Origin of the sequence: Halobaculum sp. MBLA0147, assembly GCF_041361345.1 — an archaeon.
In the GTDB taxonomy this organism is placed as follows: Archaea; Halobacteriota; Halobacteria; order Halobacteriales; family Haloferacaceae; genus JAHENP01.
The window spans coordinates 171,198-189,979 of the sequence record NZ_JBGKAD010000002.1; the positions used below are offsets into that span (position 1 = coordinate 171,198).

The 18,782-nt window shown below is 58.1% G+C and carries 11 protein-coding genes and 1 CRISPR repeat array (1 of these 12 only partly in view); of the genes, 2 read left to right on the plus strand and 9 right to left on the minus strand.

From position 1 onward, the window contains the following. Positions 1–3,446: a CRISPR direct-repeat array (repeat unit 31 nt; unit sequence GCTTCAACCCCTCGTGGGGTCCTGCTGGAAC); it begins 2,137 nt to the left of the window's first position. A gap of 309 nt (positions 3,447–3,755) precedes the next feature. The 5 genes from RYH80_RS15325 to cas6 are packed head-to-tail and all read right to left on the minus strand — an operon-like array spanning position 3,756 to position 11,082. After that, positions 3,756–6,437 carry a CRISPR-associated endonuclease Cas3'' gene (locus RYH80_RS15325; protein ID WP_370904893.1) on the minus strand — a complete coding sequence of 894 codons (2,682 nt, stop codon included), beginning with the start codon at positions 6,435–6,437 and terminating at the stop codon, positions 3,756–3,758. Then, complete coding sequence (cas5b, locus tag RYH80_RS15330; protein ID WP_370904894.1) at positions 6,434–7,237, minus strand: type I-B CRISPR-associated protein Cas5b; 804 nt, start codon at positions 7,235–7,237, stop codon at positions 6,434–6,436. The genes RYH80_RS15325 and cas5b overlap by 4 nt, the downstream gene beginning before the upstream one ends. A gap of 1 nt (position 7,238) precedes the next feature. Beyond that, positions 7,239–8,264 carry a type I-B CRISPR-associated protein Cas7/Csh2 gene (gene cas7b / locus RYH80_RS15335; protein ID WP_370904895.1) on the minus strand — a complete coding sequence of 342 codons (1,026 nt, stop codon included), beginning with the start codon at positions 8,262–8,264 and terminating at the stop codon, positions 7,239–7,241. Beyond that, complete coding sequence (gene cas8b, locus RYH80_RS15340) at positions 8,261–10,375, minus strand: type I-B CRISPR-associated protein Cas8b/Csh1 (protein WP_370904896.1); 2,115 nt, start codon at positions 10,373–10,375, stop codon at positions 8,261–8,263. Before cas8b ends, cas7b begins: the two co-directional genes overlap by 4 nt. Beyond that, complete coding sequence (cas6, locus tag RYH80_RS15345; RefSeq protein WP_370905126.1) at positions 10,372–11,082, minus strand: CRISPR-associated endoribonuclease Cas6; 711 nt, start codon at positions 11,080–11,082, stop codon at positions 10,372–10,374. Before cas6 ends, cas8b begins: the two co-directional genes overlap by 4 nt. A 405-nt stretch (positions 11,083–11,487) precedes the next feature. Between cas6 and RYH80_RS15350 the strand changes: the two genes are divergently transcribed. Continuing rightward, positions 11,488–11,700 (plus strand): hypothetical protein, encoded by a 213-nt coding sequence (locus tag RYH80_RS15350; protein ID WP_370904897.1) that lies wholly within the window; start codon positions 11,488–11,490, stop codon positions 11,698–11,700. Positions 11,701–11,766: 66 nt separating this feature from the next. Here the strand turns inward: RYH80_RS15350 and RYH80_RS15355 are convergent, their stop codons facing one another. The 4 genes from RYH80_RS15355 to RYH80_RS15370 form a co-directional block, all read right to left on the minus strand. Beyond that, entirely contained in the window at positions 11,767–12,147 is a 381-nt protein-coding gene (locus RYH80_RS15355) for a hypothetical protein (protein ID WP_370904898.1), read from the minus strand. 748 nt (positions 12,148–12,895) lie between these two features. Beyond that, positions 12,896–13,417: a pentapeptide repeat-containing protein gene (locus RYH80_RS15360; RefSeq protein ID WP_370904899.1), complete on the minus strand. Its 522-nt coding sequence runs from the start codon at positions 13,415–13,417 to the stop codon at positions 12,896–12,898. 219 nt (positions 13,418–13,636) lie between these two features. Further along, positions 13,637–15,346, minus strand: coding sequence for a pentapeptide repeat-containing protein (locus RYH80_RS15365; protein WP_370904900.1), 1,710 nt, complete (start codon positions 15,344–15,346; stop codon positions 13,637–13,639). Positions 15,347–15,709: 363 nt separating this feature from the next. Beyond that, a complete protein-coding gene (locus RYH80_RS15370) occupies positions 15,710–16,489 on the minus strand; it encodes an HFX_2341 family transcriptional regulator domain-containing protein (RefSeq protein ID WP_370904901.1) in 780 nt (259 codons plus the stop codon). A gap of 201 nt (positions 16,490–16,690) precedes the next feature. Here RYH80_RS15370 and RYH80_RS15375 point away from each other — a divergent pair, with 201 nt between their 5' ends. Further along, positions 16,691–18,532 (plus strand): AAA family ATPase, encoded by a 1,842-nt coding sequence (locus RYH80_RS15375; RefSeq protein WP_370904902.1) that lies wholly within the window; start codon positions 16,691–16,693, stop codon positions 18,530–18,532. Positions 18,533–18,782 lie beyond the last annotated feature (250 nt).

The following is an 18,782-nucleotide window of genomic DNA, read 5'->3' on the forward strand; positions in this document are numbered from 1 at the left end:
TTCAACCCCTCGTGGGGTCCTGCTGGAACGACGCTCGAGAGTGGGGGAGATCGCATCCGTTCGACGCTTCAACCCCTCGTGGGGTCCTGCTGGAACCCTCCTTGCAGAGACACGCGACAAAGCGTGCAAGGCTGCTTCAACCCCTCGTGGGGTCCTGCTGGAACGCTCGGTGAGCCGGTCGCGACCGTTGCGTACTGCCAGCTTCAACCCCTCGTGGGGTCCTGCTGGAACTCGCTTCGCCCACCTCGTCGTCGACACGCTCGACGTGCTTCAACCCCTCGTGGGGTCCTGCTGGAACGAGGTAGTCCCAGTCGTCGGCTCCCGGTCCGACTGGGCTTCAACCCCTCGTGGGGTCCTGCTGGAACTCGTATTCGTCGATCGACTCCTCTTCTGTGGCCGCAGCTTCAACTCCTCACGAGATCCTGCTGGAACACAGACGAACGCGATCGTCAGCCAGCTCGTCCAGGATCTTCAACCCCTTGTTGAGTCCTGCTGGAACGACCCACTCGATCCCGAGCATCCACGTCCCTGCGCCGTTTCAACCCCTCGTGGGGTCCTGCTGGAACACTGACCCACACGAACCACCGGCACTGTTTGAGTGGGGTTCTTCAACTTCCCGTGGAGTCCTGCTGGAACGCTCCCAGCTCGTCGAGAGCCGCATCGAGGATTCGGTTGCTTCAACCCCTGGTGGGATCCTGCTGGAACGTTCGCGATCGTTCCTGTCGTCTCGCTTGTCTGCCGGCTTCAACTCCTCGTGGGGTCCTGCTGGAACGAACGCGGTCGCACTCGGCATGGCTGCGAAGGAGGAGCTTCAACCCCTCGTGGGGTCCTGCTGGAACTGGTTTTCTCGCCGGTCGCGTCTTCGAGTTCGTCGAGCTTCAACCCCTCGTGGGGTCCTGCTGGAACTCGCCGAACCCCTCGCCAGATCGCGACGCGCCAGCTGCTTCAACCCCTCGTGGGGTCCTGCTGGAACAACGACAGGCGCACCGTCGGGGTCCGTGCCGCCGATGCTTCAACCCCTCGTGGGGTCCTGCTGGAACCCGCTCCCCACCCGCCGCAAGCGCCCGCTCAAGGTGGCTTCAACCCCTCGCGGGGTCCTGCTGGAACGGCGGGTCTTCACGGTTTTCCTCCCAGTGGCGACCGCTTCAACTCCTCGTGGGGTCCTGCTGGAACTGGGTCGTCGACGCCCCAGCCGCGCCGAGCGCGAGCTCGCTTCAACCCCTCGTGGGGTCCTGCTGGAACCACAGCCCGGCGGCGCGGGCGTCGCCTTCGGAGAGGCTTCAACCTCTTGTGGGGTCCTGCTGGAACGTCCGCGCGGGTCGCACCGGGGACGTTCTCGATCACGCTTCAACCTCTCGTGGGGTCCTGCTGGAACGCTCCGGGTAGATCGGCGCACGCGCGACCGCGTCGTGGCTTCAACCCCTCGTGGGGTCCTGCTGGAACAAGCACGTCCGACTGCATCTCGTCGGGGATGGTGTTGCTTCAATCCGTCGTGGCGTCCTGCTGGAACTTCGCGAGGTCCAACTGTGAAATGTCGATCACGTTGCTTCAACCCCTCGTGGGGTCCTGCTGGAACCTCTGGCGCCTCTTTCTTCATGGGACCTTCCGCGAGCTTCAACCCCTCGTGGGGTCCTGCTGGAACACAAGGCGAGATGGTCCGGTACTCGCTCTCCACGGTGCTTCAACCCCTCGTGGGGTCCTGCTGGAACGGGGAGTCGGTCGTCTCGACGGGAGCCTCGTCACCGCTTCAACCCCTCGTGGGGTCCTGCTGGAACCGGGCGTGTCGGTACGTCGTCACTGCGGCGGTGGGTGCTTCAACCCCTCGTGGGGTCCTGCTGGAACTCTTAAGCGACATCACGCCGCCGGCCTCCGAGTACAGGCTTCAACCCCTCGTGGGGTCCTGCTGGAACCTCCGTTCGGCGTCGATCCCGAAAACCGCTTGGGCGCTTCAACCCCTCGTGGGGTCCTGCTGGAACGATCATGGTTAGCGTGCTGTCGAGGGGTTGAGGACGCTTCAACCCCTCGTGGGGTCCTGCTGGAACGAAGCACTCCAACAGATCGACGCGGCGTTCCCCAGCTTCAACCCCTCGTGGGGTCCTGCTGGAACCCAACCGGTAGTCACCGGCCATCTCGGGGTCGTGGAGCTTCAACCCCTCGTGGGGTCCTGCTGGAACCGTCGTCCAGTTCGTCAACCACAGCCCCCCCGAGGTTGCTTCAACCCCTCGTGGGGTCCTGCTGGAACGAACGAGATCCACTCCTCCGGATCGAATGAGTCCGTGCTTCAACCCCTCGTGGGGTCCTGCTGGAACCAGGGTACACGCGCTATCGTCTCGCCCCAGACGAACTGCTTCAACCCCTCGTGGGGTCCTGCTGGAACGCTCCGAGCACGAACAGATCCTCTGGGAGATCGACGCGCTTCAACCCCTCGTGGGGTCCTGCTGGAACCACGATCAACGACGACGTGGGGGCCGTCCGGGGCGGGCTTCAACCCCTCGTGGGGTCCTGCTGGAACCCGGTTCTGTCCCGGGCCTGAACTGGTGATAAAACCGCTTCAACCCCTCGTGGGGTCCTGCTGGAACGGGCGGAGTTCTCAACCGGCGCATCCGAGAGCCACTCGCTTCAACCCCTCGTGGGGTCCTGCTGGAACGGGCGGAGTTCTCAACCGGCGCATCCGAGAGCCACTCGCTTCAACCCCTCGTGGGGTCCTGCTGGAACCGTGGATTCTTCGTCGGTTGAAGCGGCTTGTTGCCGAGCTTCAACCCCTCGTGGGGTCCTGCTGGAACTCAGACGGAGGGAATCTGGTTCTCGGTCTTCGGGACGCTTCAACCCCTCGTGGGGTCCTGCTGGAACATTAAGGAAGAGCCGCAGCCGCTCGGGGTTGAAATCGCTTCAACCCCTCGTGGGGTCCTGCTGGAACGTGGAGCCGATACCGAGCCGGCCACGGGACATCCTGCTTCAACCCCTCGTGGGGTCCTGCTGGAACTCAGCCTCGTTGACCTGCTCAGCTACGCCAGGGGGCTTCAACCCCTCGTGGGGTCCTGCTGGAACGGCACCGTCGTGTGGACCGTTATCGCCGCGATGCTGCTTCAACCCCTCGTGGGGTCCTGCTGGAACGGGCGGAGGTCGTTGTCCCACACCTGTTCGGGGGCCCTTCAACCCCTCGTGGGGTCCTGCTGGAACGGGCGGAGGTCGTTGTCCCACACCTGTTCGGGGGCCCTTCAACCCCTCGTGGGGTCCTGCTGGAACGTCGAATCTTCCCGACTTCTGCGTCGGTGTTATTGGCCCTTCAACCCCTCGTGGGGTCCTGCTGGAACGTGGAGCCGATACCGAGCCGGCCACGGGACATCCTGCTTCAACCCCTCGTGGGGTCCTGCTGGAACACGTGGAGGTCGTCACGGTCGTACTCGACGCGAGCGCTTCAACCCCTCAAGGGGTTCTGCTGTAACGACGGGCTTGATAGACATCAACACACGTTCACGAAGGATTCAATCTCCAGTTAGGTGTTGTCGAGATCGGTGCCCATTAGATGTCGGCCTGTGTTCATTTAGAGCTTCAATCCCTTGTGAGGCCCACTGTAACGTTAGTACACTTCCTCACATAATATCCAACCATTCCGGCTCACGCTAGTCATTACAGAAGACGCATACCCCCATGAGCCCAAGCGGTAATGCTAGGATCACCACAACCGCTTCGGGTCATCCATCAAACTGACTCCGCCGAATACAGTTACATTCAATTCTAACCGCCACAGGCACTCAGATTTCAGTGGAGCCGCCTGCGGCCTCATCGGGACCGACAATTCCATCGACTGTGTCATACTCAACCTGCGATGTGGGGCCGATTAATAGTTCGAACTCTGAGCCAATCTCTATCTGAGCGTCCGTCGTGACGGCGTCTACGGTCTCGACAGGCAGCGACACACGGATATCCGAAAGGGCAGAGACGGTTTCCTGTGCAGTCACAGTATCGTCATCTTCCAGTGCTGCGACCAGCCCGTCGACGGCAGTCCGTTCGTCAGCAGACAACGGGAGTAACATATCAACTGTCTCGTAGCCGCCAATAAGTGATCGCTCAGCTAGTGCCGCTGCGTCGCCTCGATCGATCTCCTCTCTGATAGCCGTCGTCGCAACCGACTTCTCGCTACTGAGTGTGTCGAAGTACGCACGGACTGTCTCGTAACACATCTCGCGCTCAGACACTGGCCCATCTGAGACTGGCACGAGTGTATCAGCGATGAGTCGGAGGTGGCCAGGGATGTCTCGTTCGTATACAAAAGAGGCCGGACAGGGAGCGACTGGTTCGGTTGGGTTTGGCTCATCGATTCCGGCAAGTGTCCAGACAGTGACCGTCCCTCCACGCCGTCCCCACTCGAAGTTGCGATTGCACCGCCCCCCAGCCTGGACAATACTGTCGATCGGTGCAATATCGCGGAACACGTGCTGGAAGCTCACGTCGACACCGGCCTCAACGGCCTGTGTCGAGACGAACACGAACGGAACAACACTGGTGCTCAACGCATCGACGACACCCAACAACACCTCGCGATCGACGGGGCGAAACCGCGAACTGAACGAGGCTGTGAAGACCGTATCTGTAGGGCCTGCTGTCTCCCAGTCGTCGCCTGTCTTCGTGAGGCCACACGCATTCAGGAGAGTGTCGACCGTCGCGTCGATGTCGTCACGCGGCGCCACTTCTTCCTCCTCAAGAAGCCGCTGATACGTGGCGCCGATATGCTGGACTGGTCCAGCCGCTTCGATCGCATCGGTTAGCGTCCGACAACTAGCGATCGTGTTGCACACGGCCATCGCAGAACCGCTTAATCCGGCAGCTTCGAGTATCTCGGCGGCGGCGGTGTCGTAACCGACAAACTCTGTCGTGTGACCGAGTGCGTGACACGTTGCCGATGGCCAGATCTCGTAGGTCACTCGATCAGCCTCGTCGTAGTAGGATTCAACCGCCCGGTCAGGTACATCACCAGACAGGCATGCATTACAGACTTCACCATCGTATGATATCCCTGCATCAAGCAGCGACACAGTCTCAACGCCGTCAAGCAGCGCCGGTTGCGTGGCGGTCATCGAGATTACTCGAGCACCGAATTCGTCGGTGAGGATCTCAAGCAACCGTTGTACGCCGTCCCACCAGCTCTTTGGTAGCGCTTGTGGCTCATCAAGAATAACAACTGCATTGTCTAACGCGGAGAGCTTCATTCCAGCTTGGTTTGACGGCCCGGTAAGGCTCTCAAACAGTTGGACGAACGTCGTCAGTACGACCCCCGATCGCCAACTCTCTCCGAGAAACGTCCTCTCAGCGATCGCTTCGTCTTCATGTTGCACGACTGTATCAGTTAGATAGTGATCAGCAGTGAATGCATCCGCCTGCGGGGAGACTCCCCAGATGGCCGGGTCTTCGAAGTGCTCTCGCGTCTGCTCAATGATGGCTGTGTACGGTAAGCAGTATATCACAGACGGTTGACGGCCCAGTAGTGTGGTCTGATCCCGGAGTGTTAACGCCGCCATTAGTCCAGTAAAAGTTTTGCCGAGACCGGTAGGTAAGGTAATCTCTCCAATTTGACTCGCGTCCGGCTGGTTGTTCCACTCGTGGATGCCGCCCAGAACCTGCAGAAGCCCACCGCGCCGTGCCTCATTGAGCGCTGCCTCTAGCTCTGAGTCGCCGCTTCCAGCAAGCGAATTAATGTGTTTTGCCAGCGGTTCCGTCTCAAGCGTATCGAAGTTGTGGATCTTCTCCGGGGCGACTGGCTTGGCATGACTCTTGTCGGCGAGCGTGAGACTGCCCCACAGGTGGAGTGTTCGCTCGTACAACGTTGATGGAATGGAGTCGCTACTCACGTAGCTTCCTGTGAGCTCTTCTCTGCCGGCTAACTGAAACAGAAGATTACTGAGGCGACCACTGTTGAATGCTGTCTGGAAGCCTTTCCATGACCCCACGCTCTTGGTGGCTTCTGCAATGAGTGTATCAGCGGCCGCTGGCCACGCGTCATCAATCTCATCAATCTGAGATTTGAGTGGATCCTCGCCCAGCCCACTCCGAAGTGTATCAAAAAGGTAACTCGCCGCATCTGGTAGTCTCTGGTGATGACGACCGACTGCAACCACCCCTGCGCCGAGCCACGAGAGGTCAATGTCTAGCGCGTCCAGTGCGTACAGCGTGACAATAGCCCCAAGCCGTGCGTGATAGCGTTCAGCGTCGGGTCCGGTGAACTCTCTATCAGGATGGATATACGCTTGAAACTGTGGTGTTACTTTTCCAAAATCGTGGAGATAACTACTCACATTAGCGACCGTCGAGAGCTCTGCCGAGTCGTCAATCAACGGCTGAATCCGTCGACGGACAGCGGCACTGTGGGCAGGGACCGACAGGTGCGGGTTTCCATCGGGGTGATCCGGATGTGAGATAAGATCATCAGGGGTCGTCATCGGAATACGACAGTCTTGTCACCGACACTCGCGACTGGCCAATCCAGTGCCGATGGTGCCACTTTCACTCCGGTGTCGGGAGTCGGCGTGAACACAAGATCGTCGAACCGAGTTGTCCGTCGACCACCACCTATACCCTCCATGACGGCTGCTGATCGCTCTGTCACGCACTCGACGCCTGCCTGCGGCACTACGTTCTTGAGTGTTCCTGGAACGGCTGCGTCTATAATCACTGGCTCATCGCCTGTCACGGGCGTCGGTTCGCTACTGGAGTTGAGCAGCTCAACCCGGGCAAGGTGTTCTGAGAGGCCTAGGCTTGGTGGGTAGTGTGACGTGCCATTCTTCAGGTGCCTCCGAAGTTGGGTGTAGAATTCCTCATCTTCGACAGCAACATCAAGCCGGTACACGGGGTCAACAAGCGTCTCATAGACATGGATCTGCCGAGGGGCTCTCGTGTCTTGGTAACGAACCAGTTGCGACCGTCGAGACCCAGCGGTTTGCGTTGTTGCTTCACTGGGATCAGTGCCAACCGACGTCATAGGCATATTTATCGTCCGGAGCTCCGACTCGGGTGTGATCGCGATGGCGGAGACATCCTCACCGAACGTCTCGTAGTACGAGTCGCGTGGTTCACCGACGATCGCTGCCAAGAGTCCAGCCACGGTCGTCCGTGGAATCATTCGATACGTCTGTTTTGTCGCTGTTCGACCAACGCGCCGGAAGTGACCCCAATCAGAGGCAACCCGGAGTGACAGACAGTGCTCTGGCAGTCCCTTGTCGTCGATGTTTGGTGTAGTCATTTCATTCGTCTGCAAGGTCCCGCTCCTTGTATACGTTGATTTGCTCGGTATTTAGATGCAGCTTCTCCCCGATTTCATCAGCCCCGAACGTTTCACCGCCTCGTGAGAGGGTAAATCGACTATCCCCTACAAATCGAATTTTATCGATACGCTCTTTCTCAGTCTCGAGTCGGTCACAGAGGGAGTCGACCGTTACGACGACATCATCGATGCTGCGGAGTGGATCAGACGACTCGTCTGCAAGATCAATCATATTGTGGAGGTTACCAGTATGATACTTTCCCTCCTCGTAGACCACTCGGAGGTAGAGCCGCGGTGTCTGTCCCAGTTTACTTCGAGACGTTGGCTGGTTCTTCAGTGCTCGCCAACAAAGCGTGTCTAACCGCTCTACATCATCTTTAGTGAGATTAGTGTCTGCGGCGGCGTTCTCGTCGACCAATCCGTAGAACGGGAAGATCCCATACACAATCCGGTGGTCATCGAGACCGAAGCCGCCTTGTCGGTTCTCGTCGTCAGTCGCGATGACACTGGTGAGCGAGTCGTAGTCCTGATTCTCCTCAACCTTGTTGAGTGACTTGGCAGGGAGAAACTGCACAGGACCTTGGTATTGGTTTGGGAACGCACCTTGGAGTGCGTTCTGGAGTTTATCATCATCGTCGTCATCACTGGACTCGAAGGTGAGTGCCGCGCCGAAGTACCGAACGTCGGTCGCTCGGCTGAGGAATTTCTTACCGATGTCCTCGACCTCCTCGATATCACTTGCTTCGGAGATCTCGTCCAGAATATCGAGCGTCAGTGTCTTGCGACCTTGCGATTCTCCGTCAACCTTCTTTACATACACACCGTATCCGTCATCAAGGAGTTGATCTCGGAGGTACCGTTTGAGTCGAACGTCAGTGACGATTCCCTGTCCAGTTTCAGGATCACGTCGTGGACGGTCCTCGGCGAGTGGGTTCCCATTAGGGTTGCAGTCCTGTGCGTCGGTAACAAACAACATCTCGGAACGTGGGAAGTCTGGGGAACTCATGCTGTGGCCTCGCTTGCATCTTCGTCGGTTGACTCACTATCCGATTCGTGGAGGTCGAACGCCTGTGGCATCGCCCTACGTCCGAATGCTGTTCCGAGTGCTACAGCGAACCGCATATCATCACGGCTGATGGACCACTCGGTCGGGTTCTCTTCGTATGCCTCAAGCAGACGATCGACGACTTCCGGGTACAGGACGTTGTGACCCTCCCCATCAGCCGCGTACACACGGGCGTTGTCAAGTGCGGTCTGAACGGTTTTGCGCAGCGTGTCGAGTGTGAGCTTGTCGGCTTGGACACGCGTATCGAGAGGCTGGCCCATGTTTCGTTCATGCTCTTGATGCCAGCTGATCTGTCCGATCAGCACTCCACTGAGACACGCAGCGCGGCGCTCAGTGTTGTCTTTGCCACTATCGAACATCGGTCGGTCAAGGAACGATTCGAGTCTGTGCTCACGGATTTTGGTCAAATCTGTGAGCTCGGGAAGGTCCTGTGTCATGGATTGATCGCGAGGGGTTGCACCACCACTGAGGCCATCTAATAGCCCAGCGCGTGAGAGGGTCTCTAATTGAACGAGTTGCATCGCGGGAACCTGCCATGGGACGCCATCTTCTCCATGTTCATCACCAAGCCGGTCTACAAATTCCCCTAACAACACGGATGCGTCAACTGGTCTTCCTTCGAGGAGTTGCTGATCAACCACTCGCCGGAAGTCATCCTCGGCGTCGTCGCGCCGTCTGAAGGTAGCGTTAGTGAATTCATGTCCGACAATTTTGTAGAAAGCGATGCGTCTTGCTTGGTCTCTATCATCCGGTAACTCCAGCAAGTCCCAATTTGTAGACACTCCTAGGCCACCGTAAGCTGTAGCACTGAGTGACTCATATACCGTCGAAACCAGGCCATCGGCGATCTCGTTTACCCAGTACGTGCTTGCCGAAGGGGTTTCAGCAACGATATGTGTGTCATCACTGATGGGGCTCACGAGGTAGTAGAATCGCAACTCGTCGGACAGTGCTCGGATGGCCGGGTTATCTGCTTCTTCGATGTCAAATGTCACTCGCGCCATTGGCGGGCGGTCATTGTTTTCCTCTGGATCAAGCGACTGCACGGCATTCCAGAGCGTCTGCGCTTTCAGGCCTGTCACTTCACCAGCGAAGTAAGGAATAGCGTACGTCTCAACCCCACTTGTCCTGAAGACACACTCTTCTAAGAGTGATTTCGCCTGGCTCATCAGCTGGCCTGTTTGTTCACTGACCGGGTAGTTCCGCCAAGACTGATCCTGTCGAAGTCCTGGTTGCACGTCTGGATGTTTAATCGAGAAAATTTCGAAGGGGCCGGTCTTCGGAGTGCCAACAACGCGATCTTCTTCACCAGTAACGTAGCCGGTAGCCTCTCCGGATGATGTCCGCCGATCAAGATTCGCATCAGTCAGGTTTGCAGTCAAATACCTTCGCATCGCGGCGTCCATTACATCCAGTGTCCCAGGGTAGAACGTCTCCACTCCGTTCTCACCAGAGTGCTCAGATAGGTCGCTCAAGTCAATGGTCATTCCGACTGTCAGGACTGTCGGTTCAGATCCCTGTAGAAGGTCCGTAAGATCGTCTTTGATCTCCTCCAGCACCTTACCATCCTTCTTGAAAATTGTTCCCAGCCGATTCAACACCCACCCGTCAGGGTGTGCCTCGTCTGAGTCGACTACACCGCGTACAGCATCGTAGTTACACCACAAACGAAGGCGATTAATATGCGTATTTTTCAATTTCTCCGGTTTGTTGCCTGTTTTGGATCCTGCCTGAGTAAAGCTGTAATCTGCACCACGACCAGACGTTTTAGCAGCGTAGCCGAGTCGAGCGAGATCATCATCGCGGAGGGTGTCAACGGTCAAATCTGTGTATTCAGCTGGATCGCTGGTCAGATCCATATGGATGGTGACTAGCCGACCATCATCGACGTATGCCGATAACTCGGCTGGTGTTCTGAACAGTCCGGAGTCGTCCTCTGCGACTGCTAACACGCCGTAGAAGGTCATCAGATCCTCAAGGGATGTCACGGGCTGTCCGTGCCAATACTTGTCCACTGCCTGCTGGAAATCCTCGACCCCCGGGTTACTCATACGGGCGGCTCCTCCAGTTCGCTCTCTCGGATGTTCACGAAGCCGAAGCCCATCGCGTTCCGTTCGCCGATGCCAGTGTCGAGTGCCAGGTTCAGGTGGCGGCGGTGATCGTTGTCACGCACTTGATACCCGAACCGCCACTTACTGAGGATCCACGTCTCCTGTTCACCCTCGGTCACGGTCACCGGAAGCGGGAACGTCTTGATGAGCTCGTAGCTGTCGAACAGGTCACCAGTGGTATCCGACGGGCCAGCGAGGTCGTCGGGTGCGAAGTGGCCATGCTTCCAGTCGAGGTTGTTCTCGAGTTGCGTCTGGAACGGGTCCAGCGTGTGCTCTTCTTTCCAGAACTCCGACTGGTCGGAGTCGACATCGATCCCGTAGTCGTCGAACTTCCACGGCGGGATCCGGACCAACACGCCCGTGCCAGTCTCGATCACACCCTTCGTTCCGGGTTCGCCAACATCGGGCGCGATCACCGTCTGGTCGGTGATCTCGAACGGCATCTCACCGATGTTCAACTCCGGGTTCGCGTCGAAGTCAGCAGCGATCGCCCCTAGGAGTTCACGATTTGGTGAGGCGACGAGCAGCGTCCGGCTGTCCCCCTCCGCCATATCTCCCGGAGGGAACGGATTCGAGAAGACGAGGCCCGTCGGCGCGTCATCACCGTGGCGATCGTCGAACTCGGTGTCGCTCAGCGCCCGCCACATCCGGCCCCGCAGTTTGTGGTGGTACGTATCGTCGTACGCCGCATCCGCGCGAGCGCGGAGTCGCGCTAATAGCCGGACCACGGTTCCTCCGTGTCGACTGTTGTAGTTGGCACGCCTGCCACTCTGGTTACTGGCACTACACATAAATCTGGTTGCTAGTATCAGCCCAGAGTAGCACAGGACAGGGTCTGATCGTAGCTGTTCGGTTCACCACCCCACCGCGTTCAGCCAGACAGCAGGTTCCTGCCGAAGCCTTGCGAGAGGGGTACGATATAAAACACAAGATGGAAGACGAGACAGTCGAGGCCCTGATGGATCGCCAACGCCACATTGCCGACCGACAGCGCGAAGTCAGGGAAACCATCTTGACCGAGGAGTCGGTAGAGGTGCGGTAGGTGACTCCCGATGCGCGTACGTGACCCCGACGAGCGGGAACGGCTGGAGTTCTTGGGCCGTGAGTCTGACATCCCGCTTTTGACGGACGCCGAACGGGAGGAGACGCTGGAGTTCATCAGCGACCGAGCTGGGGACGACGACCGTGACGCCGAGACGGGCGAAGAGTTCGACCCCGACGAGTACCTTGGCGGCATCGGAAGTGAACTCCCGACTGTCGAGTAGACGCCCGATCGCCACCACTTGGAATCCAGAGTCGTCGACATCGGAAGCCGCCCCTTGGATCAACGATCAACAGACCCACACTGAGATCCAGACGCGATCGGCATCGTCGCGAACCGCCCCGGCACCGACCTGCTGAAACCCACTTCCGAACAACTGCGCGTACCGCTCATCCTGCTCGAGCGCCGCCACCACACCAGCGGCCAACTCCGCGGCTGTCGTGTAGAACTTCGTGCCAGTCGGGTGGTCGATCTGCTCTTCCCACCACGTCTGGTACTGGACCTGGAACGCCCCGTCACACTCGGGGGTCGTGCTATCGGGTCGATCCACCAGCGCCGACTGCTCGGCCATCGCCGCCGCGTCGGCACGCGCGATCTCCTGGAGTCGTGCCGAGCTTTTGAGCCCCACCTCGCGTTCGGCGTTGAGCGCCTCGACGAGTGCGTCACCCACCCGCCGACCGAGTGGCCGCGGCGTCGGTGTCGGCGAGGGCGTCGCAGTCGGACTCGCCGTCGGCGTCGATGACTGGTTCGCTGCTGGAGGCGCGCCACTGGCACGCTCCGCGCCCGTTCCCGCCCAAACTCGGGTACGACCCGAGCCCGTCGATCGGCAGTCGGCCTGTCGCAGCTGCCCCGCCGACGCTCAACCCGACGAGCCCGAGCAGCCCGAGGAGTGCCCGGCGCGTCCTCGTCGAGTCGTCCGCCGACGCTGTCGACTAATCCGCAAGACCAGGCGCCTCGTCTGTTCGTTTGACACTCCCGTCGGGTGCTACGTCGGGACTCGAGGGCGCACTGGCCCGCCACCGCTCGCGTGGGCTCTTTGGTGTCTCGTCGTCGTCGGTTCCGGTCACTCCGTTCTCCGTCCGCTCACTCCGATCACTGTCGGCCCCGCACTGGCGGTCGTCCCCTCACAGTCAGTCTCCGTACCGCTCGACGCTTCATCGGACCCATCACCAATGATCTGGACGGTCCCGATCGGTGTCCCAGTCAATCTTGATCCAGTCGCCTCGTCGTCATCTGAGTCTGAAAGCGTTGCGAGACTGAGACTCGAACAGTCGTGCGTCTCGGGGAGACGGTGTTCGTTACAATGTGGGCTCCCAAAGTAGTTGCACTGTCAAGTGGACTCCGTCTCACCGTATACGGCGCACTCTGCTGCTGCTGAGCGAAGCACTATCAGAGAGAATGGAACTACTCCTGCTTGGTTAGGTGTCGAACTCAACGGTGACGCCAGTCGTGGCCATTGATACCTTCGCTCTCCGTAGGTTTGCCTCCTGAAGATTCGAGCCCGTCAGGTCGGCATCATCCAGGTTAACCCTCGCCAGGTTTGCGCCCTGAAGATCAGTATCAATCAATTTTGCGCTTGTCAGATCGCTATCGGACAGATTCACATCGTGAAGTCCAGCATCCACTAGGCTTGCAGTTGACAAGTCCGTGTGCGCGAGGTCCGCGTTTGACAGGTCGACAACCGGCAAATTCGCCAGCTGGATATCAGCATCTCTCAGGTCTGCGTCAGTTAAAATAGCACTCTGAAGGTCAGCCTTGGTCAGAGTTGCGTTCGATAGATTTGCTCCTCGAAGATCAGCTTCTCTTAGACATGCCCTCTGGAGGTCAGCCTCTGCTAGATCTGCGTCCGCTAGATTTGTCTCGGTGAGGTCAGCCTCAGCCAGGTTCTTGATTTCCCCGCGTCGAATCGCCTCGATATCCCAATCTGGGTCCTCCGTCATTGCTAGTCACTTCCCTTGTGAGGGACACCCACTGTCGGAATCGAACCGACCTATACCATTATGGGTCAATGCGTCACCCGTCCACTGCTTGTTACCGAGTCAAAGTGCCTCGGAGTGTCTAACACCTTTGTTACCAGTGCCGACGGAGACTTGTCACGTTCTTGTTCCATATCACTGGAAGCACCTAATTGTGAATGCTGTTCTGCTGAGCAGGAGTGGCTATTTCGCAGCCCGGCGACCGAAGACGAAGACGAGTAGGGCCAGCAGCAGCGCGCCAGTTGCTGTTTCGAGAATCGTCAGGGCCTGCCCCACAGTCCCGGCTGGCCGGAAGTCACCGAAGCCGAGCGCCGTGAACGTGAGCGTACTGTAGTAGAGGCTCTCCCAGAGCACACTCGGATCACCAGGCAATTGTGTCCACGAGACCGGACGGCCCAGCGTTCCACCAGGGCCAACAGGGCGAATCATGCCACCAGCCAGATACGCCGCTGCAAAACTGATGATGATGACTACAGACCAGCCAATCACCCGCCCGAAGGTCTCACCATATCCAAAGAGCGAGCGCTGGACAAGTGCTAACACCCGATCTAACCCGGACTTCTGACGGGTTTGCATGTCTTGTCGAAGAATGAAGAACTGCTGCTGCCAACCTGGCAACGAATTCTCTCGAGCCAAACGCTCAAATTCTCGGTACACCCCACCAGCCCGGACCGCAGGGTCGTCTGCGTCACCACCTCTGTCTTCATTTGCACTAGCTTCGTTGTTATCCTCTGGTGCATTCTCATCCGGTTCAGACCCTGAATCGGGATTATCAAACGCACTTACGGGATCGTAGACGCAGCGATATGCATCAGGACCTACCGGCCCCAAAAGAAGTTGTTTGAGACGTTCCCCGAGAGTACGATCACGACCGTGCTCATCGTCTACTGGCTCAAGGCTTTTAAATGTCTTTTCATTTATTTGTGCATTCCCGAATACAGCACCACCTAATTGGGCGCCCGCCAGTCGTGTGCCGTACAGATCAGCACGGCTTAACTTCGCCCGTTCTAAGTCAGCTTCTGAGAGGTTCGCTCGGCTCAGGTCAGCATCAGTTAAGTCTGCCTTTTCCATTTTTATCCCTGCTAAGTTTTCTCCCCTAAGATCTTGGCCCTGCATTGATGCATTAGTCAAGTTGGCTTTCTTTAGTTTTGAACCTTCTGGCAGAACTGATTCTTTTAAGTTTGAGCTAATAAATTTTGTTTTTTCTAATTTTTTAACTTTCAAATTAGAACTACTTAAGTCTGCTTTTGAGAAGTCCGCGTTATCTAGGAAAGCCCGGTAAAGGTTCGCCTCAGGCAACTCGGCATCATGGAGTTCCGCCTCATGCAACTCGGCACGCAAGAGTTTCGCCTTATGCAACTCGGCATTATGGAGTTCCGCCTCATGCAACTCGGCATCATGGAGCTTCGCCTCATGCAACTCGGCATCATGGAGCTCCGCCTTATGCAACTCGGCGCTATTGAAGTTCGCCTCATGCAACTCGGCATCATCGAGGTTCGCCTCATGCAACTCGGCACTATTGAGCTTCGCCTCATGCAACTCGGCACCCCAGAGTCTCGCCTCATGCAACTCGGCACCCAAGAGTTTCGCCTCATGCAACTCGGCACCCAAGGGTTTCGCCTTATGCAACTCGGCATCATGGAGTTCCGCCTCATGCAACTCGGCACCCAAGAGTCTCGTCTTATGCAACTCGGCATCATGGAGTTCCGCCTTATGCAACTCGGCACTATTGAGCTTCGCCTCATGCAACTCGGCATTATGGAGTTCCGCCTCATGCAACTCGGCATTATCGAGTTTCGCATCATTCAGATCTGCAGTACGGAGGCCTGTATTTTTTATATTTGAATTTTTTAAAGATGAGCCAGAAAGATCTATAGTGTCATCTAATACCATATTTTTTATTATTGACCCATCTAAAATACAATTTACAGGAGAATTCATTTCTCGGACATCAGAGGGTGCGAGCGCTGTCTGGAGGTTTTCAACTGTCTTGTGTTCAGTTTCGCTGGGACAAGCATGCCACGCACACCGGCTAGTATCTGGGAGTGACTCTCGATAACAGCAACCTATTTTATTCCCAAATATCGTTTCCGATGTATACGTGTAGCCGCAACGGTCAGACGGCTGATCACCCATATTATATATAAGTTGTCAAGGAATTGCTACTTATTCAGTATTCCGGTTCAGATCGTAGGAGAGTATCCATCTGCAGTGTGCTATATTTCTTTTAAACTTAACTTAATCATGCAATTATAGTTATTTTATATCAATATTAATATTCTGTAATGTGTTAAGTGACTTGTGCCTGAATGCACGCAGTGCCCGTACCCCACTATCGGTGAGGGTGAGCTTCTTGCTCCTACCACTGCTGTCCACACGTACGTACTCGTACTTTGAGTCTGGCCCAAGAGGAGAGATCAACTGTGACTGGAGTCGCTGTTGAGCCGTGTTCTTGTCAGTGCCACTCGTCGGATCAGCGAGATCTGTGGTGAGCGAATGCCCTACGTCGTCAGCACGCTGAATCACTGCGGACTTGTTCGGGCCAGTGCCGTTCGTTGTGAGCTCTTGGATGATCGCCATCAACGCAACCTGATCAGTCGTCGGCGAGTCGATTGGGTATGTCTCGAGCCGCTCAGTCGGGTCGTCATCACCCTCTTGCTCCTCAGTGTGCGTGATGTACGCCGTCACATCTGTCGAGGTATCCATCGACCCGAGTGCAGCACCAATACTGGCCGGTCGTTTGCCTGTCGAGACGTTGAGGTACACCGTGTCGGACTCATGCTGATCTTGATCTGCGAGTGTAGTCACGAGCCCCAGCACATCGTAGAGGTCAGTGTGATCGCACTCGTAGATCTGCTCTACGCGAGCATCGGGAAATGCAGATGCTTCGAGTGCAGCCATCACATCAGCATCGAGGTGTTCGTGCACAAGGAGGTAACAAATGTCGGGAGACAACACCTCAGCAGCCTGGACCATCGTCGGAATGTCTGTTTCACCACTGTACAAGAACAGGTGTACACGACGAGTAACGTCCATTGGTACGGCTGATAGACAGCGACTGATAAGAGGTTGTCGTTAACAGTACACATCCGCCGTCAAAATGGCGGTGGGGTATCGATACTGTACCTCCACCCCGTCGGTGGGAGAGCACAATCGCCAGGCCCCACTTTTGCACCTATCACAACGACTGGGTAGTACGACGCAGGTGGCGCCGCCACTTGCGCCCCGAGCCCACACATGACAGAGAATACGTCGAACGCTGATGGTGAGACGTGTACGGAGACGAGTAGTTTGGATACCGCGGCGTCTGCGGGCAGGAACTCGGACAGTGACCTGTCTCACTCGGCCACGGGGCCGTCGAGCGAGTCGACCGATACGACGGAGCCTGCTGACCAGCGCACCCCCGAGGAGCAGTCGCCGACCACTGGTGGGGCTGAGTCGCGGTCTGGTAGCGAGCCGCCTGCGTCGGAGCAGGCGACGGCGTTGACGCTGCAGACGCCCCCGACGCAGTCGCTTGATGACGTTGCTGGGCTGCCGGACGTCAAGAACCGCATTCAGCAGACCGTGTTCCAGACGGCCGAGACGGAGGCGGGGCCGGCCGCGACGCCGAGCCTGCTGGTGCACGGCCAGCGCGGCAGCGGGTACCGGGCCATCGCGCAGAGTGTTGCCGGGTCGCTGGGTGACCGTGGGTATGCGTACGCGTACGTTGATGCCGTCGGGCACCACACGGGCGAGTTTGAGAACTTCACTAACTTGTTCGAGCAGGCGCGGGCTGCGGCGCCTGTCGTGCTCTTCTTGGAGTGTTTCGACGACATCTACGACCAGACTGCCATCAACGAGCTCCACACGCAGATGGAGCATCTGCGGGCCACGGACGCTGACGTGTTCGTGATCGGGACGGTGATGACCGAGTATGTCCAGGATGAGGTGCTCGCACAGTATGCTCGGGCGTTCGATGTGCGAGTTGGCATTGAAATTCCGGACCGCGACCGGCGGGCGAAGTTGCTCACCTCGGAGTTGGCGGCTATCGCCGACAGGGATGCGATTGCTGTCGAAGTGCCGGTGCATGTGCACGACCAGCTTGCCGTCGAGTTGGATGGCTATAGCCCGCGTGAGATTAGCGGTGTTGTGCGGCGTGCGGCTGCACGGGCCACGGCCACTGCCGACGATGACGAGACCCCAACAATCACTACGCCGGTGCTGCGAGAGACGATCGAGACGTGTCGGACGGAGCGCGTTGCGAATATCCAGGCGCGGACGGCGGTTGCTGACCTGGATATTGCTTCGGTTAGCTTTGATGATATCGGCGGGCTGCGCGACGCGAAAGCGCATCTTCAGGAACTGCTCACGCAGCCGCTTGAGCGGCGCGCCACGTACGAGGCGTGTGGGCTCACGACCGGCGGGGGTATCCTCCTGCACGGGCCGCCGGGCAATGGCAAGACCATGCTCGCGAAAGCGGTGGCCACGGAGACCGACCGGACGTTCATTTCGGTGACTGGCCCGAAACTCACGGGCGTCATGTCCTCCGCAGAGGAGCGCATCCACGCGCTGTTTGAGAAAGCGCGTCGGAATGCCCCGAGTGTCATCTTCTTCGATGAGTTCGATTCGATCGGCGTGCAGCGTGGGCACTACGATGGTGCGCGTGACGACGTGACTAACACTCTGTTGACCGAGTTGGACGGCGTCCACGACAACGAGGATGTCATCGTCATGGCGGCGACCAACCGGCTGGACGCGCTCGACCCGGCCGTGTTGCGGCCGGGACGGTTCGAGCATCTCGTTGAGGTCACGACGCCGACTGACACTGCCCGGGCGGAGATCTTCCAGGTGCACACCAGCGAGGTCCCCCTTGCAGGCGATGTGACCCCGGAGTGGTTCAGTCGGACGGCGCCGGCGGAGTTGTCTGGGGCCGAGATTGCGGCGTTGGCTGAGCAGGCCGTCCGTGTCGCCATCCGGCGGCAGCCGCACGCGGCCGAGGAGCCGCCTGTCGTGCATCGGTGCGATGTCACGACGGCGATCTCCGAGCGTGCCGAGTGGAGTGGGCAGTCGTCTGATGAGATGGACCGGATGTTCTGTTAGGCATCCCACGCGCACCATTGTTTCTTGATTGTGTCGCCACTGTGACAAGCCGTCCTCCTCGGAACTGCATACAGACCAGCCATAGCCCCCGCCAACGTCCTCCGCGAAACGCGTCGCATCCTCTGTGGTCCTGCCATTGATGAGACCGGCTGTGATCCGCACCACACTCTCGCTGCAAACTGTCAGGACCACCCTGGTGTCGATGCACGTGGGTGTGATTGTTACCAGCACCCCCCAGGCCATCAACACA